Source organism: Sporosarcina sp. ACRSL, from assembly GCF_022346605.1.
Taxonomy (GTDB): Bacteria; Bacillota; Bacilli; order Bacillales_A; family Planococcaceae; genus Sporosarcina.
Genome location: NZ_JAKRNT010000011.1, coordinates 126801 through 144285, shown reverse-complemented (window position 1 = coordinate 144285; position 17485 = coordinate 126801). Strand labels below are relative to the sequence as shown.

The window sequence follows — 17485 nt, the reverse complement described above, 5'->3', positions numbered from 1 at the left end:
TAAGAATGTACATAGAACAACTTGAGAAAAGCATGTATGACCTTATTTGTGAAACATCAACAAATTTACCGAAAGATGTCCGCCGTGCTGTAAGAGCTGCACGAGAAAAAGAAAATGCGGGCACTCGGGCAGCTATGAGTTTGGATACGATTGCAAAGAACATCAATATGGCAGACGATAAGCTTTCACCTATTTGCCAAGATACCGGATTGCCAACGTTCAAAATCAAAACACCAATCGGGGTCAACCAATTGGAAATTAAGGCTGCCATCAAAAAGGCGCTCGTTCAAGCGACAAAGGATGGCAAGCTAAGACCGAATGCCGTCGACTCACTCACCGGAGAAAATAGCGGTGACAATCTAGGCGAAGGGCTTCCGGTCATGAAATTCGAACAATGGGAAAAAGACCATATTGAAGTGAAGTTAATCCTAAAAGGCGGCGGCTGTGAGAACAAAAACATCCAATACAGCCTCCCTACTGAATTGGAAGGTTTAGGTCGTGCTGGCCGCGATCTTGATGGCATCCGCAAATGTATCCTGCACTCTGTTTATCAGGCACAGGGACAAGGTTGTTCTGCAGGCTTCATCGGTGTCGGCATTGGCGGTGATCGTACATCTGGCTACGAGCTTGCGAAAGACCAGCTTTTTAGAGCTGTAGATGACGTAAACCCGAATGCTCAGCTTGCTAAACTTGAATCCTATATTATGGAATCAGCAAATCAACTTGGCATCGGCACGATGGGATTCGGTGGAGAGGCGACATTATTAGGTTGTAAAATAGGTGTCATGCACCGTATCCCGGCTAGCTTCTACGTTTCCGTCGCATACAACTGCTGGGCATACCGCAGAATGGCTGTAGACCTCGATCCAACGACCGGAGAAGTGACGAATTGGCATTACAACGAAGGAGAAAAGCTTTCCTTCGATCAAGAAGAAGGACAAGCCGAAACAAAGCAAACATCACGCGTTGTCGAACTGACTGCCCCGATCAGCGAGGAACAGATTCGTGACCTAAAAGTCGGGGATGTTGTTAAAATTAGCGGTCGTATGTATACAGGACGCGATGCAATCCATAAGCACCTCTCGGAAAATGACTCCCCTGTCGATTTAGATGGCCAGATCATTTACCACTGCGGTCCTGTCGTATTGAAAAATGATGACGGCGGATACGAAATCGTAGCTGCTGGCCCAACAACGTCGATTCGAGAGGAACCGTACCAAGGGGACATTATGAAGAAATTCGGCATCCGCGCCGTTATCGGAAAAGGCGGCATGGGGCCTAAAACGCTTGCTGCGCTACAGGAACACGGCGGGGTCTACTTGAATGCAATCGGCGGAGCAGCACAATATTACGCGGACTGCATTAAAGCAGTGGAAGGTGTCGATCTTCTCCAATTCGGTATTCCTGAAGCGATGTGGCATTTACGTGTTGAAGATTTTACTGCAGTCGTCACGATGGACTCGCACGGAAATAGCCTCCATGCAGATGTCGACCAATCTTCGCTTGAAAAACTATCCCAATTTAAAGAAAAAGTGTTTAGCTAAATTAATTTAACTTAATCAATTAAGCTCTGACAATATCATTTCGATATGTCGGGGCTTTTTCATGTCCACTTTTTTTCCTTAACTTTCATGAGTTGCTTTTCCGTTTGAATTTGATATACTGTTAATTAGAATCATTATTACATCGTAATAATTATCATTAGTTGATTTTGATACTCATTCTCAAACAGGAGGTAGTTACATGACAACCCAAACGAAGGAAACGCCACAAAGCACTACGCATTGGACAGCGCATTTGGAACTTATCGCTGCAATCTTAGCGGGAATTCTGATTTTAGCTGCTTGGCTGATCGGAAAAGAAGGATCAACGACACTCTCAATTACTTTGTATATTGTCGCTTTTCTGATCGGTGGTTTTGCCAAAGCAAAAGAAGGCATCGAGGACACAATTGCCGATAAGCAACTGAACGTTGAGATGCTTATGGTGTTTGCAGCAATCGGCGCCGCAGTTATCGGCTACTGGGCGGAAGGTGCCATCCTCATTTTCATTTTTGCGATCAGTGGAGCCCTTGAAACGTATACGTTAAATAAAAGCCATAAAGAAATATCTGCGCTTATGGAGATGCAGCCCGAAGAAGCTTGGCTCATCCAAGAGGACGGTTCCACAGTTAGCGTAGCAACGTCTTCCCTCACTGTAGGTTCGCGTATTCTCGTGAAACCGGGAGAACGGGTACCTGTCGATGGTATCGTCATTCAAGGGACGACTTCCGTTGATATGTCAGCCATCAATGGCGAATCGGTTCCTGTCACAAAGGCCGAAGCCGATGAGCTATTTGCGGGAACAGTCAATATAAGTGGTGCAATCCAGATGGAAATGACAAAGCCGAGTTCAGAAACACTGTTTCAAAAAATTATTACTCTCGTCCAAAGTGCACAAAGTGAAAAATCACCATCCCAGCAATTCATTGAAAAATTCGAAGGCACATACGTAAAAATTGTCATTTTGACTGTCATTGTCATGATGTTTTTACCGCATTTTTTGTTCGGTTGGGATTGGACGACGACATTTTATCGCGCTATTGTTCTATTAGTTGTCGCTTCCCCTTGTGCGCTCGTCGCATCGATCATGCCCGCTACACTTGCGGCAGTTTCGAACGGAGCGAAGAGAGGCATTCTTTTTAAAGGCGGCGTTCACCTTGAGCACCTCGGTACATTGAAGGCGATTGCTTTTGATAAAACAGGTACATTAACTTCAGGAAAGCCAGTCGTTACCGATTTTATCGTCCGCGACAATGTAGACACCGACCAAACATTAGCGCTACTTTCAGGAATTGAAGCTCAATCAAACCACCCACTTGCTGTCGCTATCGTTAATTACGCAGAAGAGCAAGGTGTCTTCAAGAAGTACAATCCACAAATCGAGGATGTTCCGGGATATGGGATCCGTGCGTTTACCGATTCCGGTGAAGTTCTAGTTGGAAACCCTAAATTTGTCGGGAAAGAATTGGTTGGCCATTTCAAGGAAGGAATTGTTGAGAAGCTTTCTAACGCAGGAAAAACAGTTGTCTCTATGAGAGACGCAGACGGTATTCTCGCCGTTATTGCCTTAAAGGATACGTTGCGACCTGAAGCAGTTCAGGCAATTAAAGACTTGAAGAAATTGGGAATCCAGTCAATCATGCTGACGGGCGACAATGAAAGAACAGCGAACGCAATTGCGACCGAAGCAGGATTGGATCACTACGTAGCAGAGTGCTTACCGGAGACGAAAGTGGAAGAAATGAAACGTCTTCTGAAGGAATATGGAGAAGTCGGAATGGTCGGAGACGGGATCAATGACGCGCCTGCGCTTGCGACCGCCACGTCGGGGATCGCAATGGGCGAAGGCACTGACGTTGCCCTCGAAACAGCTGATGTCGTCCTTATGCAAAATGATCTGACACGTATCTCGTACGCTGTAAAAGTTTCGAAGAAGATGCAACGGATCGTTAAACAGAATATCTTCTTCTCCATTGCTGTCATTGCGGTTCTCATCATCTCGAACTTCATGCAAGTCGTCGATTTGCCATTAGGCGTCATCGGTCATGAAGGAAGTACAATCCTTGTAATTTTGAACGGACTCCGCATGTTGAATAAAGTTGAATAATAAAAAGAGCAATGCATTTAACTTACTGCATTGCTCTTTTCTTTTGCGAGCTTCGCTTGCTTCCGTTCTGTCATGACCGCGTTCAATTGCCCACCAAGCATTAGGATAATTGCTGAAAAATAAAGCCACATCATCAGGACGATAATTCCACCAATGCTCCCGTAGGTCTTTGAGTAGTTTCCGAAATTCCCAACATAAAAGGAGAATGCATAGGAAGTCAGTATCCATCCAGCTGTTGCGAAAAGCGCGCCGGGTATTGCGCTTTTTAATCGGATCTTCAGATTTGGGACGGCCCAGTAAAGTGCGGAAAAAACTAAAAAGATTAGGATTGGTGGTATAACCCATCGCATACTCCCCCAAAACTTCAGGAAGCCTGCTTCCATACCGAAATAAGAGAATGCTAGCGTTCCAATCTGTTGACCGAAGACCGGCAACACCAAGGCTATGACCAATACGACAATCAAAGCGATGGTGAAGACGACTGACATCGCTCTTGCTACGATGAAAGATCTCGATTCTTCAACATGGTAAGAACGATTCAATGCTTTGGTAAGAGCATTCATACCTTTAGAGGCCGACCATATTGTGGCCAATGCTCCGATTGATAGTAATCCCCCATTTCGGCTTTCCAAGATTTCTTCAATGGTAGTATGAACGAGCGTATACACACTTTCAGGTGCGTAATCCCTTATGAATAAGAATACCTGAGATTCATCGATATTTAAGAAGGGCAACAGTGTAATCAAGAAGATTAATAGAGGGAATAGGGATAATAGAAAGAAGAAGGCTAACTGAGAGCCTAAGCCTGTAATATCCACTATCCTGATTCTCACTAGGAGCTCCTTCCAAAATCCTTTTGTCGTTGTCACATCGAATTTTTCCAAATCTCCATCCTTCACGTCCGCGAAGAATTTCATAATTTGTGAATTTGCCATGAAACCGTTTTTTTCTTTTTTGGAAGGCGAGTTTTCTTTTTTGGGAGTAAACGGGTCTTTGTTTTTCACATTTGACTCACTCCTTCCGGTGCTTACCTCTTTTTTACTTCACTCGCCTCTTTCGATTCATTTACAATTTCCTTGTATTCCTCTTTAGAATCAACGAACGCTTCCTTCGTTTCGACAACAAGCTCTTTTACTTGTGGAGTTAACGTCTTCAATTCATCGACCTGACTTTTAATATATGCAGCGTCGCCAGAAATTTGTTCATAAAGCGATACGTATTTGTCTTTCTGTTGTTGAAGCTTTTCTTTAAGGACATCCGGATTTTTCGAATAATACCCTACTTGTTCAATCATCGCGCTTGTTTTCCTCTTCACCTGATAACGGGTACTTCTATCGAACATGCTGACAGCTCCTCCTAAAATTGCTCCCAACATGATAAATTTCCCAAATTTGCTGTTTCCCACGTAAAACCCTCCAGTAACATTCTAATTTGCATATCTTATTATACCCTTCGATTGAAAAAACAAACAATCGACATGCTTTTACAAAAAATAGCTTGACTAATTCGAAGAAGTTTCGGAATATATAGCTCAAGACTATCAATATTCCTAATAGTCTAATGTATTAGTTATTAACTAAGAATACTAAGAAAGGGAGTCGATAGTGGGGGAACTATCATTGGGGGAGTTTTCAATTGAAATGGTTTTTTCATTTCAGCTAGATTTAACACACTTAGAACAAAAGGGGGAGTCGATTTGTTCGAACAAATCGTAAACACAATTGTTGATATTCTTTGGAGTCCTATCTTAATCGGCTTTATTGTTTTTTGTGGTCTTTATTTCAGTATTCGGACAAGGTTTTTACAGATCCGTCACATCAAGGAAATGGTTAAACTCGTAACTTCAGGTAAGGGTTCGGATGCTGGGGTATCTCCGTTCCAGGCGTTAGCGATGTCATTATCAGGCCGTATCGGTGTAGGGAACATTGCAGGTACCGCAACAGGGATCGCTTTTGGAGGACCTGGTGCCGTCTTTTGGATGTGGGTCATCACCTTCATCGGTGCAACGTCAGCTTATGTAGAGTCGACACTTGCTCAAATGTACAAAGAAGAGCAAGACGGAGAATATCGTGGGGGTCCTGCGTTCTATATTGAAAAAGGACTCGGATGGAAATGGTTCGCAATCATTTTTGCAATCGCTACACTTACTGCAATGGCTTTCTTGATGCCTGGGATACAGTCGAATGCAATCGCAGATAGTATTCACAATGCTTTTGGTCTTGACAAAACACTTACTGGAATCATCGTTGTTGCACTTGTCGGTTTTACTATTTTTGGTGGTGTCAAACGAATTGCTAAAACTGCGGAGCTTGTCGTTCCTTTCATGGCAGCAGCGTATGTGTTAATTGCAATTGTTGTAATAGTGGTTAATTTTGTCGAGATTCCTGCAGTCTTTGCATTAATTTTCAAAAGCGCTTTCGGAGCTGAACAACTATTTGGCGGAATCCTTGGTTCTGCAATCATGTGGGGAGTAAAACGCGGACTCTATGCGAATGAAGCCGGTCAAGGTACAGGCGCTCACCCTGCGGCTGCGGCTGAGGTCTCCCATCCAACGAAGCAAGGTCTTGTACAAGCGTTTTCCATTTATCTCGATGTATTCTTAATTGTTACAGCTACTGCAATGATGATTTTATTTACACAACAATATAATGTAATAGACGAAAATACAGGACAAACAATCGTTGAAAACGTCCCAGGCGTTGAACCGGGAGCCGGTTATACGCAAGCGGCAGTTGATACCGTCCTCCCAGGTTTCGGTGCAGGGTTTGTCGCCATCGCCTTGTTCTTCTTTGCGTTTACAACTATTTATGCCTATTACTACATCGCAGAGACCAACTTGGCCTATTTAGTCCGGGGTAAATTTAGAGGCATTGCGTTTACCCTCCTGAAGCTCGTCCTTTTGGTTTCCATTTTCTATGGATCCATAAGAACAGCATCAACAGCATGGGCATTGGGCGATATCGGACTCGGAATAATGGTATGGCTAAACTTGATTGCCATTCTCTTGTTATTCAAGCCGGCAAATATTGCGCTTAAAGACTATGAAGAACAATTGAAACAAGGAAAAGATCCGGTCTTTAATTCATCCAAATATGGAATCAAAAATGCGGACTTCTGGAAAGATGGTTATATCAGTCCAGAAGAGAGAAAGAATAGAAAAAATAATTCGAATTCCGGTGGAAACGGTCTTGTTAATCGAGAAGGGGTACAGGAAAGAGATAAAGTAAATTTATAAGAAGAACAGATTTTACGGGGAAAACAGCATCGGTTGACAGCTCGGTCGATTAATGTGATGATTATGTCCGAAGCTAATGAAGGGTGGACGACATAATGGATCTATCTCAACCTACACCTGAAAATGTAACGTATATGATTGAAAGAATTAAAGAGAAACTACGCATGGTCAACGTAGATGCAATGAAAGCTGAAAACTTCAGCACATCCCAATACGAGGACTTAGTTTACATGTACGAAATGGTTATGAAAAGGGACAATATTAGTCCTAATGAAATGCAAGCCATCGCTGCTGAACTAGGAGCATTGCGTAAATAACGACCACACTACCGGTATGTCAGAAACTTTCTGGCATACCGGTTTTTCCATAAAAAAAAAAACAGGTGATGACTTCACCTGTTTTAAATCGTTCATTCAACTGATGTACCGTCTTTTAAAACGAGGGGCTGAATAAGCACTTCAACCCTTCTGTTCTTGCTTCTCCCTTCAGCCGTGTCGTTCGAAGCGACGGGTTGATTTTCACCATACCCTTTCACACTAAACAGCTGTGGATCCAATTGATCATTACTGACGATCGTCTTTAGGAAGTTAATCGCACGCATCATGCTCAGTTCCCAGTTGGACGGAAATTCCGCGTTATTGATCGGCACGTTATCTGTATGTCCCGTTATGACAATTTGACGTGGCTTTTCAAAGACGAGTAGATTGGATATATCTTTTGCCAAAGAATCATATTCCGGCTTGATCGTCGCCTTTCCTGACTCGAATAGGATACTGTCCCGAATCGTGATGAGCAATCCCTCTTCAATTAATTTCGTCTGGAACTGATTTTCGAGCTCGTGAACGGCAATGTATTCGTCCAGCTTATCCTGAATTTCCTCAAGGGACTGTTGGTCCTCTAAGTAGGAAGAGTTTTCATTTTCCTCTCCTGCACTGTCTTTAGGTACCGGCACGGGAGTCGGAGAGGCGTTATCCATCACGCCTGTCCCCCCGTCGAAAATCTGATTGAATACGGAAGATATCTGACTGAATTTAGCTTCATCTAATGCACTTGAAGCGAATAAGACAATGAACACAGCCAACAGTAAAGTCATAAGGTCAGCATATGGCAATAGCCAAGATTCATTAATATGACCTTCATCCCCACTCTTTTTCTTACGTTTCCTCGACAACCTGTCCCGCCCCCTTGTCGCTCGTATTTTTCGCTGCGAGCTTTCGACGTTCTTCCATCGATAAATATGACGCCAATTTCTGTTCAATCACTCTCGGCGCTTCCCCTTCAAGGACGGACAGGATACCTTCGATCATCATCATTTTTTGGCGTACCTCTTCCTTCGACTTGCGTTGCAGCTTATTCGCGAAAGGATGCCAAAGTACATATCCAGTGAAGATCCCTAACAATGTCGCTACGAATGCTGCAGCAATGGCTGCCCCAAGCGCTTCGACATCATTCATGTTTTTCAGTGCAGCGATTAAACCGACGACCGCACCCAAAACCCCAAGAGTCGGAGCATACGTCCCAGCTTGTGAAAAGATAAGTGCACCCGACTTATGCCTCTCTTCCATGGCCTCCACTTCTTCGGTAAGGACATCACGGATGTAATCTGCATTTTGACCATCGATTGCAAGCCCTAGACCGTTTTTCAAAAACGGATCGGTAATATCATCAGCTTTCGCTTCTAATGATAATAAGCCTTCCCTTCTTGCAATATCCGCCCAACCCGAAAACATCTTGATTAAATCAGAGTCAGCTGTCAATTGCTGTTCCTTGAAAATGATACCGAACAGCTTTGGCACCCGTTTGATCTCCTTCATCGGGAAAGCGATTACGACCGCTGCCATCGTTCCGACGATAATGATGAGGATCGCAGCTATATTTAACAGGTTATCCGGCGTTACACCCTTCATCGCCATACCGACAAAAAGTGCCACAATGCCAAGGATAAGTCCAACAACGGTTGATAAATCCATATAAGTACCTCCATGTCCTACAGTCTACTTCTTCTTATTTCGACATAATTCCATTTTTCTTTAGGGATAATAAATAATAAATATCGATCTTCCAAGATAAATCCTGAGATCCTGTCATATATTTGTCAAGATGCATCCGCGCGGTTTGTTGCTTTTTCCCTTTGCCTGTTTTCTGACAGTAGAGTACTATGAATACATACGGACTAAGGAGGTTTTTTTGTTGTCGACATTTGAACAAAAATTGGAAAACTACGCTAAGTTAATTGTGGAAGTCGGGGCCAACATCCAAAAGGATCAAGTTCTCTATATAAGCGCTTCCATCGAGACTGCAGAACTTATTAGAAAGGTGGCAGACAAAGCTTATACTGCCGGCGCGAGACACGTCATCGTCGACTGGGTTGATGATGCACTGACGAGACTTCGTTTTGAAAAGGCACCTGCTGAATCATTTTCCGATTTTCCGGAATGGAAAGTGATGGAGCGCGAAAAATTAGCAGAAAACGGAGCTGCATTCGTCAGTGTCGTTTCACAAAGCCCTGATTTGCTGAAAGGGGTTGAACCTTCCCGAATTGCGGATGCACAAAAAGCTAGTGGGAAGGCGCTTAGCAATTATCGCAAAATGTTGCAGGCCGACCGTTTTAGTTGGTCCGTAGTAGCAGCTCCTTCCAAAGCATGGGCTGCAAAGATGTTCCCGGAGTTGGATGAATCTGAACAAGTTCCTGCACTTTGGGAGGCAATTTTCAAAGCCGTTCGGGCTGACCAGGATGATGCTGTCAGCGCATGGAAGGAACTTGACCGCAATTTGAATGAAAAAGCTGATTATTTGAATGAAAAAGCTTATGCCAAATTGCATTACAAAGCACCGGGCACAGACTTGACAATCGAATTGCCGAAAGGACATATTTGGGCTGGCGGCGGCAGTGTGAACGTCGACGGAAATGCATTCATGGCAAATATGCCGACTGAGGAAGTATTCACAGTCCCGCATAAAGATGGCGTAAACGGCTACGTAAAAAACACGAAACCGTTAAGCTACGGTGGTAATATCATCGACGATTTCACAATTACATTCGAAAATGGAAGAATTACTGAAGTGAAAGCCGGCCAAGGAGAAGAAGTGCTTAAGCGTCTGATCGATACAGATGAAGGGGCTAAGCATCTAGGGGAAGTTGCATTAGTTCCGCATGCTTCGCCAATTTCTGAATCTGGACTATTGTTCTACAACACATTATTCGATGAAAATGCGTCCAACCACCTGGCAATCGGCAGTGCGTATTCCTTCTGCATCGAAGGAGGTAAAACGATGTCGACGGAAGAGTTGGAACAACATGGACTCAACCAAAGCATCACACATGTCGACTTCATGATTGGTTCCGCAGAAATGGATATTGACGGCATTTTAGAGGATGGTACAATTGAACCTGTATTCCGTAATGGAAACTGGGCCTTCTGAATTTGGACACAATTCGTTAAAACATTTGAATCATCTCTTTAATTATCGCAGGTTTATAGTATAATGAATGTATAATAAATATTCATTGTAGAGAGGGGTCTTATCATGGGCTTGATGTATACTACAGTTATTGGATACGCAGTTATGCTTGGTATAGCGGCATTATTTACAATGCATTATCTCGCAAAGGCTCTGGATTCTTCCGATGCGTCGAAAGTGGATCCGAAGCCAGACGTAAAATAAACAAAGAGTTGCCACTTGGCAGCTCTTTTCTTTTTCTGTACACTAATAAAATTAAGGAAACCATTAGCAAGACAGTTGAAAGTAATCTATTATCATGAAAATCTAGTTTCGAAAAGGGAGGCCATTGCATGACTATACTGTCAGAAATAATTGAATATAATAAAGAATTTGTCAACGAAAGGAAGTTCGAGGAATACGCCACTACGAAATTTCCAGATAAGAAGATCGTCATTTTAACTTGTATGGACACAAGACTTACGGAACTACTTCCAAAAGCGATGAATTTAAAGAATGGCGATGCGAAAATAATTAAAAGTGCCGGTGCTATTGTCACCCATCCTTTTGGGAGTGTTATGAGGAGCATTCTGATTGCCCTTTATGAATTGGGGGCAGATGAAGTATATATAATTGGTCATCATGATTGTGGCATGAGTTCCATTGACACGGAACAAATTATCGGAAAGATGGTTGAGCGTGGAGTGGATCGAAGCCTCTTCAAAACATTGCGTTATTCCGGTGTCAATATGAAAGATTGGCTCCGTGGCTTCAATGACGTTACGGAAAGTGTGAAAAGCAGTGTCGACCAAGTACGTAATCATCCCCTCATGGATCGGAAAGTACCTGTGCACGGACTTGTGGCCCACCCCGACACCGGTCGTCTCGATATCATTGTGAACGGATACGACTCAATCGACGAAAACTGACATCGTATTTCCTAGGAAATATACAAATTCGGAGGACGTTCGCTACAGTTATAAAAAACATAAAAGCAGATTCTTCATGTGAAGAATCTGCTTTTTATTTTGGACACCAGTTTCCGCCAGGCGGTCTTACCCTTTCAATAATCGTCCGCCAAGCTCGCGTACATATAATGATCTTCCCAAAAACCGTTAATGTACAACAGCTTCCTCAGTAACCCTTCACGGACAAAACCTGCATTCTCCAACACTTTCACAGAACCGATATTTCGCGGTGAAACAAACGCCTCCACCCGATGTAATGAAAGAGTTTCGAATGCGAATTTCGTAACGATTTTCACCGCTTCCGTTGCGAGTCCCCTTCCCGTTTCACGTTCGTCGATCGAATAACCGACGAACCCGCTTGAAAACGGAAGCCTTTTTATACTGTATAACGATATGTGACCAATCAACCTGCTTGTTTCGGCGTCAAAAATACCAAAATTGTATTCGCGTCGATCTCTCATTTGATAAATGGATTCCCTTATTTTATCCCGTTGGACAGAAACCGTATAATAACTTGAGTCGTGACGAGGCTCAAATACTGTCCAATACTCTCGATTGGCCTTCAGCAGCTCGGTGAAAATGGCCGCGTCATCTTCTGTTAATATACGCAAATAACAAGTTCGTCCTTCAAGCAGAATCAATGCCCCTTCACCTTTCTTCGGAAGCTATTTTCAAAAACTCTTCGACATCTTTCACACATAATGCCACACCTTTGGCCCAGAATTCCTCTTTTGTAATGTCTTCTCCAAGATGCTTCATCGCAAGATCTTCGACAGACATGACCGCTGTATCGCGTAATAGTGCGAGATATTTCTGTTCAAACGACTCCCCTTCCGCAAGAGCCTTCGCATAAATGCTCAATGAGAACAAGTATCCGAATGTATATGGGAAGTTGTAAAATGGCACCCCTGTAATATAGAAATGCAGCTTCGAAGCCCAGAAATGCGGATGGACGGTATCAAGCGCACCTGCATATGCCTCTTTTTGTGCTTCTTTCATTAATTGATTCAGTCTTGCGGCTGGGACGATACCGTTTTTCCGCTCCTCATAAAAACGTGTTTCGAATAAGAAGCGTGCGTGTATATTCATGAAGAATGCCACACTTCGCTGAACTTTATCCTCAAGTAGTGCAAGTTTTTCTTCTTCCGTTTCAGCAGACTTGACAGAAGCGTCTGCGACGATCATTTCTGCGAATGTCGATGCTGTTTCCGCAACGCCCATTGCATATTGTCGATTCATGTAGTGTACTGGACGCAATGCGTATGAGTGGAATGCATGGCCTAACTCATGAGCCAACGTCGCGACATTGGACATTGAGCCGCTGTACGTCATGAAAATACGAGATTGCTCTGAAACCGGCATCCCTGTACAGAATCCTCCCGGACGTTTATCAGCACGGTCTTCCGCTTCTATCCAGCTATCTTCAAATGCTTTCCGTGAGAAGGATTCCAATTCCGGACCGAATTTACCGAAATGCTCTAGGATGAACTCTGCACCTTCCTGGAAAGACATTTTTTTAGTGGACGATGTGACAGGCGCATCTAAATCATACCAATTCATATTTTCATTTCCTAATAGTTCAGCTTTCTTCTTCAAATAGTCCACAAAAGGAGCTTTATTGGCACTGATTGCCCCCCACATTGCATCAAGCGTCTCTTGGCTCATCCGATTTCGCATGAGTGGCTCCTTTAAAACGGAGTCCCAGCCGCGCTTTTTATAGACCGCCAAACGGAAGCCTGCCAGATGGTTTAATGCAGATGCAAAGAAATCCTCTTTCGACTCCCACGCTTCTTCAAGTTTTTCAAAAGCTTCCTTACGTACGTTCACGTCCGCATGTGAGCTTAAATTATTCGCCTGACCGACAGATAGCTTCTTCTCTTCCCCGTCGACTGCCATTTCAATTGTAATATCACCGACAAGTTGGTCGTAAAGTTGTCCCCAGCCTTGATAACCATCGACGCTCAACGCCGTGATAAGAGCTTCTTCTGCCTCAGATAGTTTCAGTTGAACTTCTTCGCGCCACTCCTGTAGAACAAAATCGAATTGTGATAGTTGCTCTGTAGCAAGCAATTCTGTCCAAACCGTTTCATCCGTCTTTGCAACTACTTGCTTAATTTTTAAGATGGCCGTCTGGTAGCGTGCCCCGAGAGAACCGACTTCCGCTTGGAGAATCAACGCCTTTTTATCTTTCGTATTTGCAGCGAGGAAACAACCGATGACAGCTCCTGCTTGCCGTAGGTTTTTTCCTGTATTTGTAATCTCTTCAATGATATGAAGAATACGATCTGCCTCTTCTTTCGTTGTAGGCGTTTGAGCAGCTGATGCGAGATTTTCCAATTCCCCAATTTGCTCTTTTACTGAATCTAGATGCGAACGAAGTTCCTCAGAACCGCTCCCGCCTTTAAAGAACACATCCAAATCCCATACTTGTGAATATACTTTTGTTGTAGTCAATGAATATCCCCCTAATCATTTAGAAAATTTTAAAAAAGCCTGTTTTGATTATACCATGAATCTTCGGGGTTCGAAATATTAGATTTGTGACGGAAACTTCATACTTTCTTTCGCACAAATCCCCATTCCTATGTATACTGTTCAGAGGGAGGATGTACTTATGTCTAGAATACTTCTAATGAACCTGTCACTTTGTACAGTCATCATATTGAATATAATCGCAAGTTTTTTCTCATTGAACGGGCTGACAACGGCAGAAATTACAAAACGGCTGCCGCTGCTCTTCATCCCGGCGAACTATGTCCTTATTAGCAGTTGGGGACTCTACATTTTATTCTTTTTCTGGATCTTTAACTTCCATAAGACTCGCCACAAGATGAGCACTACGCAACAAAACCGCATCACTTTCCTTTTCGTATTAAACTGCCTTCTGCAATTTGTTTGGATTTTCCAATGGCATTTCGAATTGTTTACGGGTACGGTCTTTACAAGAATTGTTCATCTACTTGTGTTGTTGCTCCTTTACTTGTCGTACCCGAAGCGGGAAAACCAATTGCTTGGAAGAGCGCCAATCAGTTTGCTGACAGGCTGGGTTTTCATCACAGTTCTTTCAAACTCCAGTTATTTGCTTATGATCCATGGCTGGACAGGGTTTGGATTAAGCGATCCTTTATGGGCCGTCATTTATCTAACGGTATCCACAGCGTTCGCTTTACATTTTATGTATCATCACAAGGATTATGTAATGAATCTCGTTTTCGTATGGGCTTTTGTCGGCATTGCAGTCATGAACGGGACGGAGGAGCTGTTCATCTCCGCTGCCGCCATCTTCCTATCAGCCGTCATCATCGCATGTATCTTCCTGTTTTCGAACAGACGCACAGAGCATTAAAAATTATAAGGGCTGTCACTGAAAGTCAATGAAAACTGACTTTGAGTGACAGCCCTTTTATTGTCATTTGAAATGAAAAACTCCTCAAATCCGTTGCTTTCCGTTCCGGCGCTCGCTTTCCGCGGGCATGGCTTGAGCCTCCTCGGGTGGTGCTCCCAACGCTTCGCTTTTGGTCGCAAAAGCCGTTCTTCGTAACGGCTTTCCCTGCGGGGTCTCAAGACTCATGCTATTCCCGCAGGAGTCGAGCGCCTGCACTACAAGCAACAAGTGCCCCAATATAAATATTAACGAATATGCTAAATAGACCCGCATGCTATTGCAACTCTTGATGAGGACAACAGAATCTAGGCTTAGTCTCCCTGTGGTTGAGTAAAGACCTTCACTAATGGATAGTTCTAAGGTGATTAATGGACACAACCTTTATCTGAACCCAGTAATCTTGAATGACCAACTGCTCTAGGGTCAGCATTTGCTCCTGTTCGCTTTCATTCATATTATTCTTCGGTTACAGGAAACATTGTTGATTGGAGCGGAGGGCGGCGACTCCTGCGGGAACAGCACGAGCTGAAGACCCTGGACTGAGCATAGCGAGGGAAGCGGCTGAAGCCGTGCCCGCGGAAAGCGTCCGCCTATAGCGGAAATCAACATTTCTAGTTTTACTTATTTTTAAAAGAAAAGACTATAGACAAACACCAATATTCCAGGTGATTGTCTATAGCCTGTGAGGAACATGTTTACCATGCCCCTGCTTTTTTATGTTCTTTGAATAAGTCTCGGTGCGCTTGTAAATAATATTGCGGCAACTATCGCACATAAAATGATGGATGGAATCATATAGGAGCCATTGTATACCAAAGAGTATAGCCAAACTGGCTGATCTCCGGCCGCATCAGCGAAAAACACCATTCCACCAATGAAGTGAGTCAAATATCGAAGAAGACCTCCCAAGACGGTCCCGACAACAATCGCTGCCGCCATCGAGCCTTTACGTCCCTCCGATTTGCTTTTAAGTACCCAAGTAATTGTTGTAGCCGCCAATCCAACAACCGTGTAAGCTACAAAATAGTCCAATGCGCCTTGCACCGGGTGGATGATATAACCCCCTATTACCGCTTGGAGAAGCCCCGAGATTAATCCCGTTAATAAACCACCCGCAATTCCCCAACGATAGGCCATCAAAATAACCGGCAACATGGATAATGTGATGGATCCCCCTTGAGGCATTTTGAATAACGTTAAGTTATCCAATACAAACGATAATGCTCCTAAAATAGCGACCTCTAACAACAACTGAAGACGTTTACGATCCAATTGAAACTCCTCCTCTTTTTTTGTCGGAGGGATACGGAAAGAGAAAGGCATTAATCCAATCATGTTTGAATAAAGCCTGACATGGCTACGGTTATAAAAACAGATTTATTCCTTTGCAACAAAAAACGACATCCCGGATAGAACCGAGACATCGATATCGTTGTCAGTTTCCTATCCACATCCCTACGCAAGCATGAACTTACAGGTTCGAAGGGTCAGGACATCTGTCCAATCTCAGCCAATGAAGGCACCCCTTGTGGTCTTGTAATTCAATTGTCAACTCCATTGTATATGTTACAGTATTTTTAAGCAAGATGGTATTGTATTGAAACTACTAATAAGAATGGGGGGTTCCCTTTGACCAATCATAAACTATTATCCGCTCTTTGTTATTTCAGCATCTTCTTTTCGCCGCTTCTTTTACCCGCAATCGTCTATTTTGTCACGGATGACTATGAAGTAAAGGGGCATGCGAAGCGTTCGCTCATATCACATTTGGCGCCTGTCGTTTTATTAATTGCCGGTTTCATATTATTTTCATATTCAATGATTTCATATGAAGCGAGAATGCATACAATGTTAACAGGACAATTCGACTTTTGGGGACTCGCTCCTTTTCTGTTCATGCTCATTTATGGACTACTATTTTTGATCGTCGTCATCTGGAATGTGTATCAAGGCGTGAAAGTGTTGAAATAAGCACACTCGCTTTTTGCGTAGAATAACTATGTTATAATCAGATGAAAATTACGTTTTTGAAGAAAGGACCTGTAAATAATGATTGTTAAAAATAACGAAGAAATTGAAGCGTTAAAGAAAATCGGCCGTATCGTAGCGGAGGTTCGGGAAGCGATGAAGGCAGCAACTGTGCCTGGTGTTACGACAAAAGAGATCGATGAACTCGGAGGAAAGCTATTGGCAGAGCGTGGAGCCGTTTCAGCACCGATCGACCAATATGAGTTCCCGGGCTATACATGCATCAGTGTCAATCATGAAGTTGCCCACGGCATTCCTGGTTCAAGAGTCATCCAAGACGGCGACCTTGTCAATATCGATGTATCCGCTTCTCTTGGCGGGTATTTTGCAGATACAGGCATTTCATTTGTAGTCGGTACAAGTGACGAGAAAAAACAACTGCTTTGTGACGTGGCGAAGAGCGCATTTGACCGCGCCATGACGAAAGTGAAAGCCGGCTCTAGATTGAACCAAATCGGAAAAGCAGTTGAGCGGGAAGCGAGAGATAATGGCTTAAAAGTCATCAAAAACTTGACGGGTCACGGAATCGGAACTTCTTTGCACGAGGAGCCGCAACATATTCTTAACTATTATGACGCTTGGGATAAAACATTGATGAAAGAAGGTATGGTGTTGGCAGTTGAACCGTTCATCTCTGAAAAAGCTGAGCATATTATCGAGCTTGGAGACGGATGGACATTTGTCACGCCGGATAAATCCCTCGTCGCTCAAATTGAACATACGATTATCGTGACAAAAGACGAACCGATTATTTTAACGAAACTTGATTGATATAATAAA

18 protein-coding genes and 1 riboswitch are annotated in these 17485 nt (G+C 43.4%); of the genes, 11 read left to right on the top strand and 7 right to left on the bottom strand.

Going from position 1 to position 17485, the window contains the following annotated elements:
- The first annotated feature begins 5 nt into the window (after positions 1–5).
- Positions 6–1544, top strand: a complete 1539-nt coding sequence (locus tag MHZ92_RS16805) for a fumarate hydratase (protein WP_255723626.1) — start codon at positions 6–8, stop codon at positions 1542–1544.
- A 199-nt stretch (positions 1545–1743) separates the two neighbouring features.
- Positions 1744–3648, top strand: a complete 1905-nt coding sequence (locus MHZ92_RS16800) for a heavy metal translocating P-type ATPase (RefSeq protein ID WP_239432862.1) — start codon at positions 1744–1746, stop codon at positions 3646–3648.
- Between the two features lie 17 nt (positions 3649–3665).
- On the opposite strand, the gene MHZ92_RS16795 is transcribed toward MHZ92_RS16800, so the two are convergent.
- Positions 3666–4652, bottom strand: coding sequence for a YihY/virulence factor BrkB family protein (locus MHZ92_RS16795; RefSeq protein ID WP_370644772.1), 987 nt, complete (start codon positions 4650–4652; stop codon positions 3666–3668).
- Positions 4653–4675: 23 nt separating this feature from the next.
- Entirely contained in the window at positions 4676–5053 is a 378-nt protein-coding gene (locus MHZ92_RS16790) for a YtxH domain-containing protein (RefSeq protein WP_239432861.1), read from the bottom strand.
- A gap of 291 nt (positions 5054–5344) precedes the next feature.
- On the opposite strand from MHZ92_RS16790, the gene MHZ92_RS16785 reads away from it, so the two are divergent.
- Both MHZ92_RS16785 and MHZ92_RS16780 read left to right on the top strand, forming a co-directional pair.
- Positions 5345–6883 carry an alanine/glycine:cation symporter family protein gene (locus MHZ92_RS16785; RefSeq protein ID WP_239432860.1) on the top strand — a complete coding sequence of 513 codons (1539 nt, stop codon included), beginning with the start codon at positions 5345–5347 and terminating at the stop codon, positions 6881–6883.
- A 95-nt stretch (positions 6884–6978) separates the two neighbouring features.
- A complete protein-coding gene (locus tag MHZ92_RS16780; RefSeq protein WP_239432859.1) occupies positions 6979–7200 on the top strand; it encodes a DUF1128 domain-containing protein in 222 nt (73 codons plus the stop codon).
- A gap of 92 nt (positions 7201–7292) precedes the next feature.
- Here MHZ92_RS16780 and motB read toward each other — a convergent pair whose 3' ends face one another.
- On the bottom strand, positions 7293–8054 hold the full coding sequence (gene motB, locus MHZ92_RS16775) for a flagellar motor protein MotB (protein WP_239432858.1): 762 nt from the start codon (positions 8052–8054) through the stop codon (positions 7293–7295).
- The gene (gene motA / locus MHZ92_RS16770; protein ID WP_239432857.1) at positions 8038–8853 is read right to left on the bottom strand and encodes a flagellar motor stator protein MotA; all 816 of its coding nucleotides are present in this window, start codon (positions 8851–8853) and stop codon (positions 8038–8040) included. The genes motB and motA overlap by 17 nt, the downstream gene beginning before the upstream one ends.
- A gap of 220 nt (positions 8854–9073) precedes the next feature.
- Between motA and MHZ92_RS16765 the strand changes: the two genes are divergently transcribed.
- The 3 genes from MHZ92_RS16765 (at position 9074) to MHZ92_RS16755 (ending at position 11253) form a co-directional block, all read left to right on the top strand.
- Complete coding sequence (locus MHZ92_RS16765; protein ID WP_239432856.1) at positions 9074–10306, top strand: aminopeptidase; 1233 nt, start codon at positions 9074–9076, stop codon at positions 10304–10306.
- 105 nt (positions 10307–10411) lie between these two features.
- A complete protein-coding gene (locus MHZ92_RS16760; RefSeq protein WP_239432855.1) occupies positions 10412–10549 on the top strand; it encodes a hypothetical protein in 138 nt (45 codons plus the stop codon).
- Between the two features lie 128 nt (positions 10550–10677).
- Positions 10678–11253 (top strand): beta-class carbonic anhydrase, encoded by a 576-nt coding sequence (locus MHZ92_RS16755; RefSeq protein ID WP_239432854.1) that lies wholly within the window; start codon positions 10678–10680, stop codon positions 11251–11253.
- A gap of 134 nt (positions 11254–11387) precedes the next feature.
- Here the strand turns inward: MHZ92_RS16755 and MHZ92_RS16750 are convergent, their stop codons facing one another.
- Positions 11388–11933: a GNAT family N-acetyltransferase gene (locus MHZ92_RS16750; protein WP_370644770.1), complete on the bottom strand. Its 546-nt coding sequence runs from the start codon at positions 11931–11933 to the stop codon at positions 11388–11390.
- 7 nt (positions 11934–11940) lie between these two features.
- Entirely contained in the window at positions 11941–13746 is a 1806-nt protein-coding gene (locus tag MHZ92_RS16745) for a M3 family oligoendopeptidase (protein ID WP_239432852.1), read from the bottom strand.
- 160 nt (positions 13747–13906) lie between these two features.
- Between MHZ92_RS16745 and MHZ92_RS16740 the strand changes: the two genes are divergently transcribed.
- The gene (locus tag MHZ92_RS16740; RefSeq protein ID WP_239432851.1) at positions 13907–14638 is read left to right on the top strand and encodes a tryptophan-rich sensory protein; all 732 of its coding nucleotides are present in this window, start codon (positions 13907–13909) and stop codon (positions 14636–14638) included.
- A 753-nt stretch (positions 14639–15391) separates the two neighbouring features.
- On the opposite strand, the gene thiT is transcribed toward MHZ92_RS16740, so the two are convergent.
- On the bottom strand, positions 15392–15949 hold the full coding sequence (gene thiT / locus MHZ92_RS16735; RefSeq protein ID WP_239432850.1) for an energy-coupled thiamine transporter ThiT: 558 nt from the start codon (positions 15947–15949) through the stop codon (positions 15392–15394).
- A 163-nt stretch (positions 15950–16112) separates the two neighbouring features.
- Positions 16113–16214: riboswitch (TPP riboswitch) on the bottom strand.
- Between thiT and MHZ92_RS21650 the strand changes: the two genes are divergently transcribed.
- The 3 genes from MHZ92_RS21650 (at position 16172) to map (ending at position 17476) form a co-directional block, all read left to right on the top strand.
- A complete protein-coding gene (locus MHZ92_RS21650) occupies positions 16172–16258 on the top strand; it encodes a hypothetical protein (RefSeq protein WP_370644774.1) in 87 nt (28 codons plus the stop codon). (Overlaps the previous riboswitch by 43 nt.)
- Before the next feature lie 48 nt (positions 16259–16306).
- Complete coding sequence (locus MHZ92_RS16730) at positions 16307–16648, top strand: DUF4870 domain-containing protein (protein WP_239432849.1); 342 nt, start codon at positions 16307–16309, stop codon at positions 16646–16648.
- A 78-nt stretch (positions 16649–16726) separates the two neighbouring features.
- On the top strand, positions 16727–17476 hold the full coding sequence (gene map / locus MHZ92_RS16725) for a type I methionyl aminopeptidase (RefSeq protein WP_239432848.1): 750 nt from the start codon (positions 16727–16729) through the stop codon (positions 17474–17476).
- Positions 17477–17485: the final 9 nt, after the last annotated feature.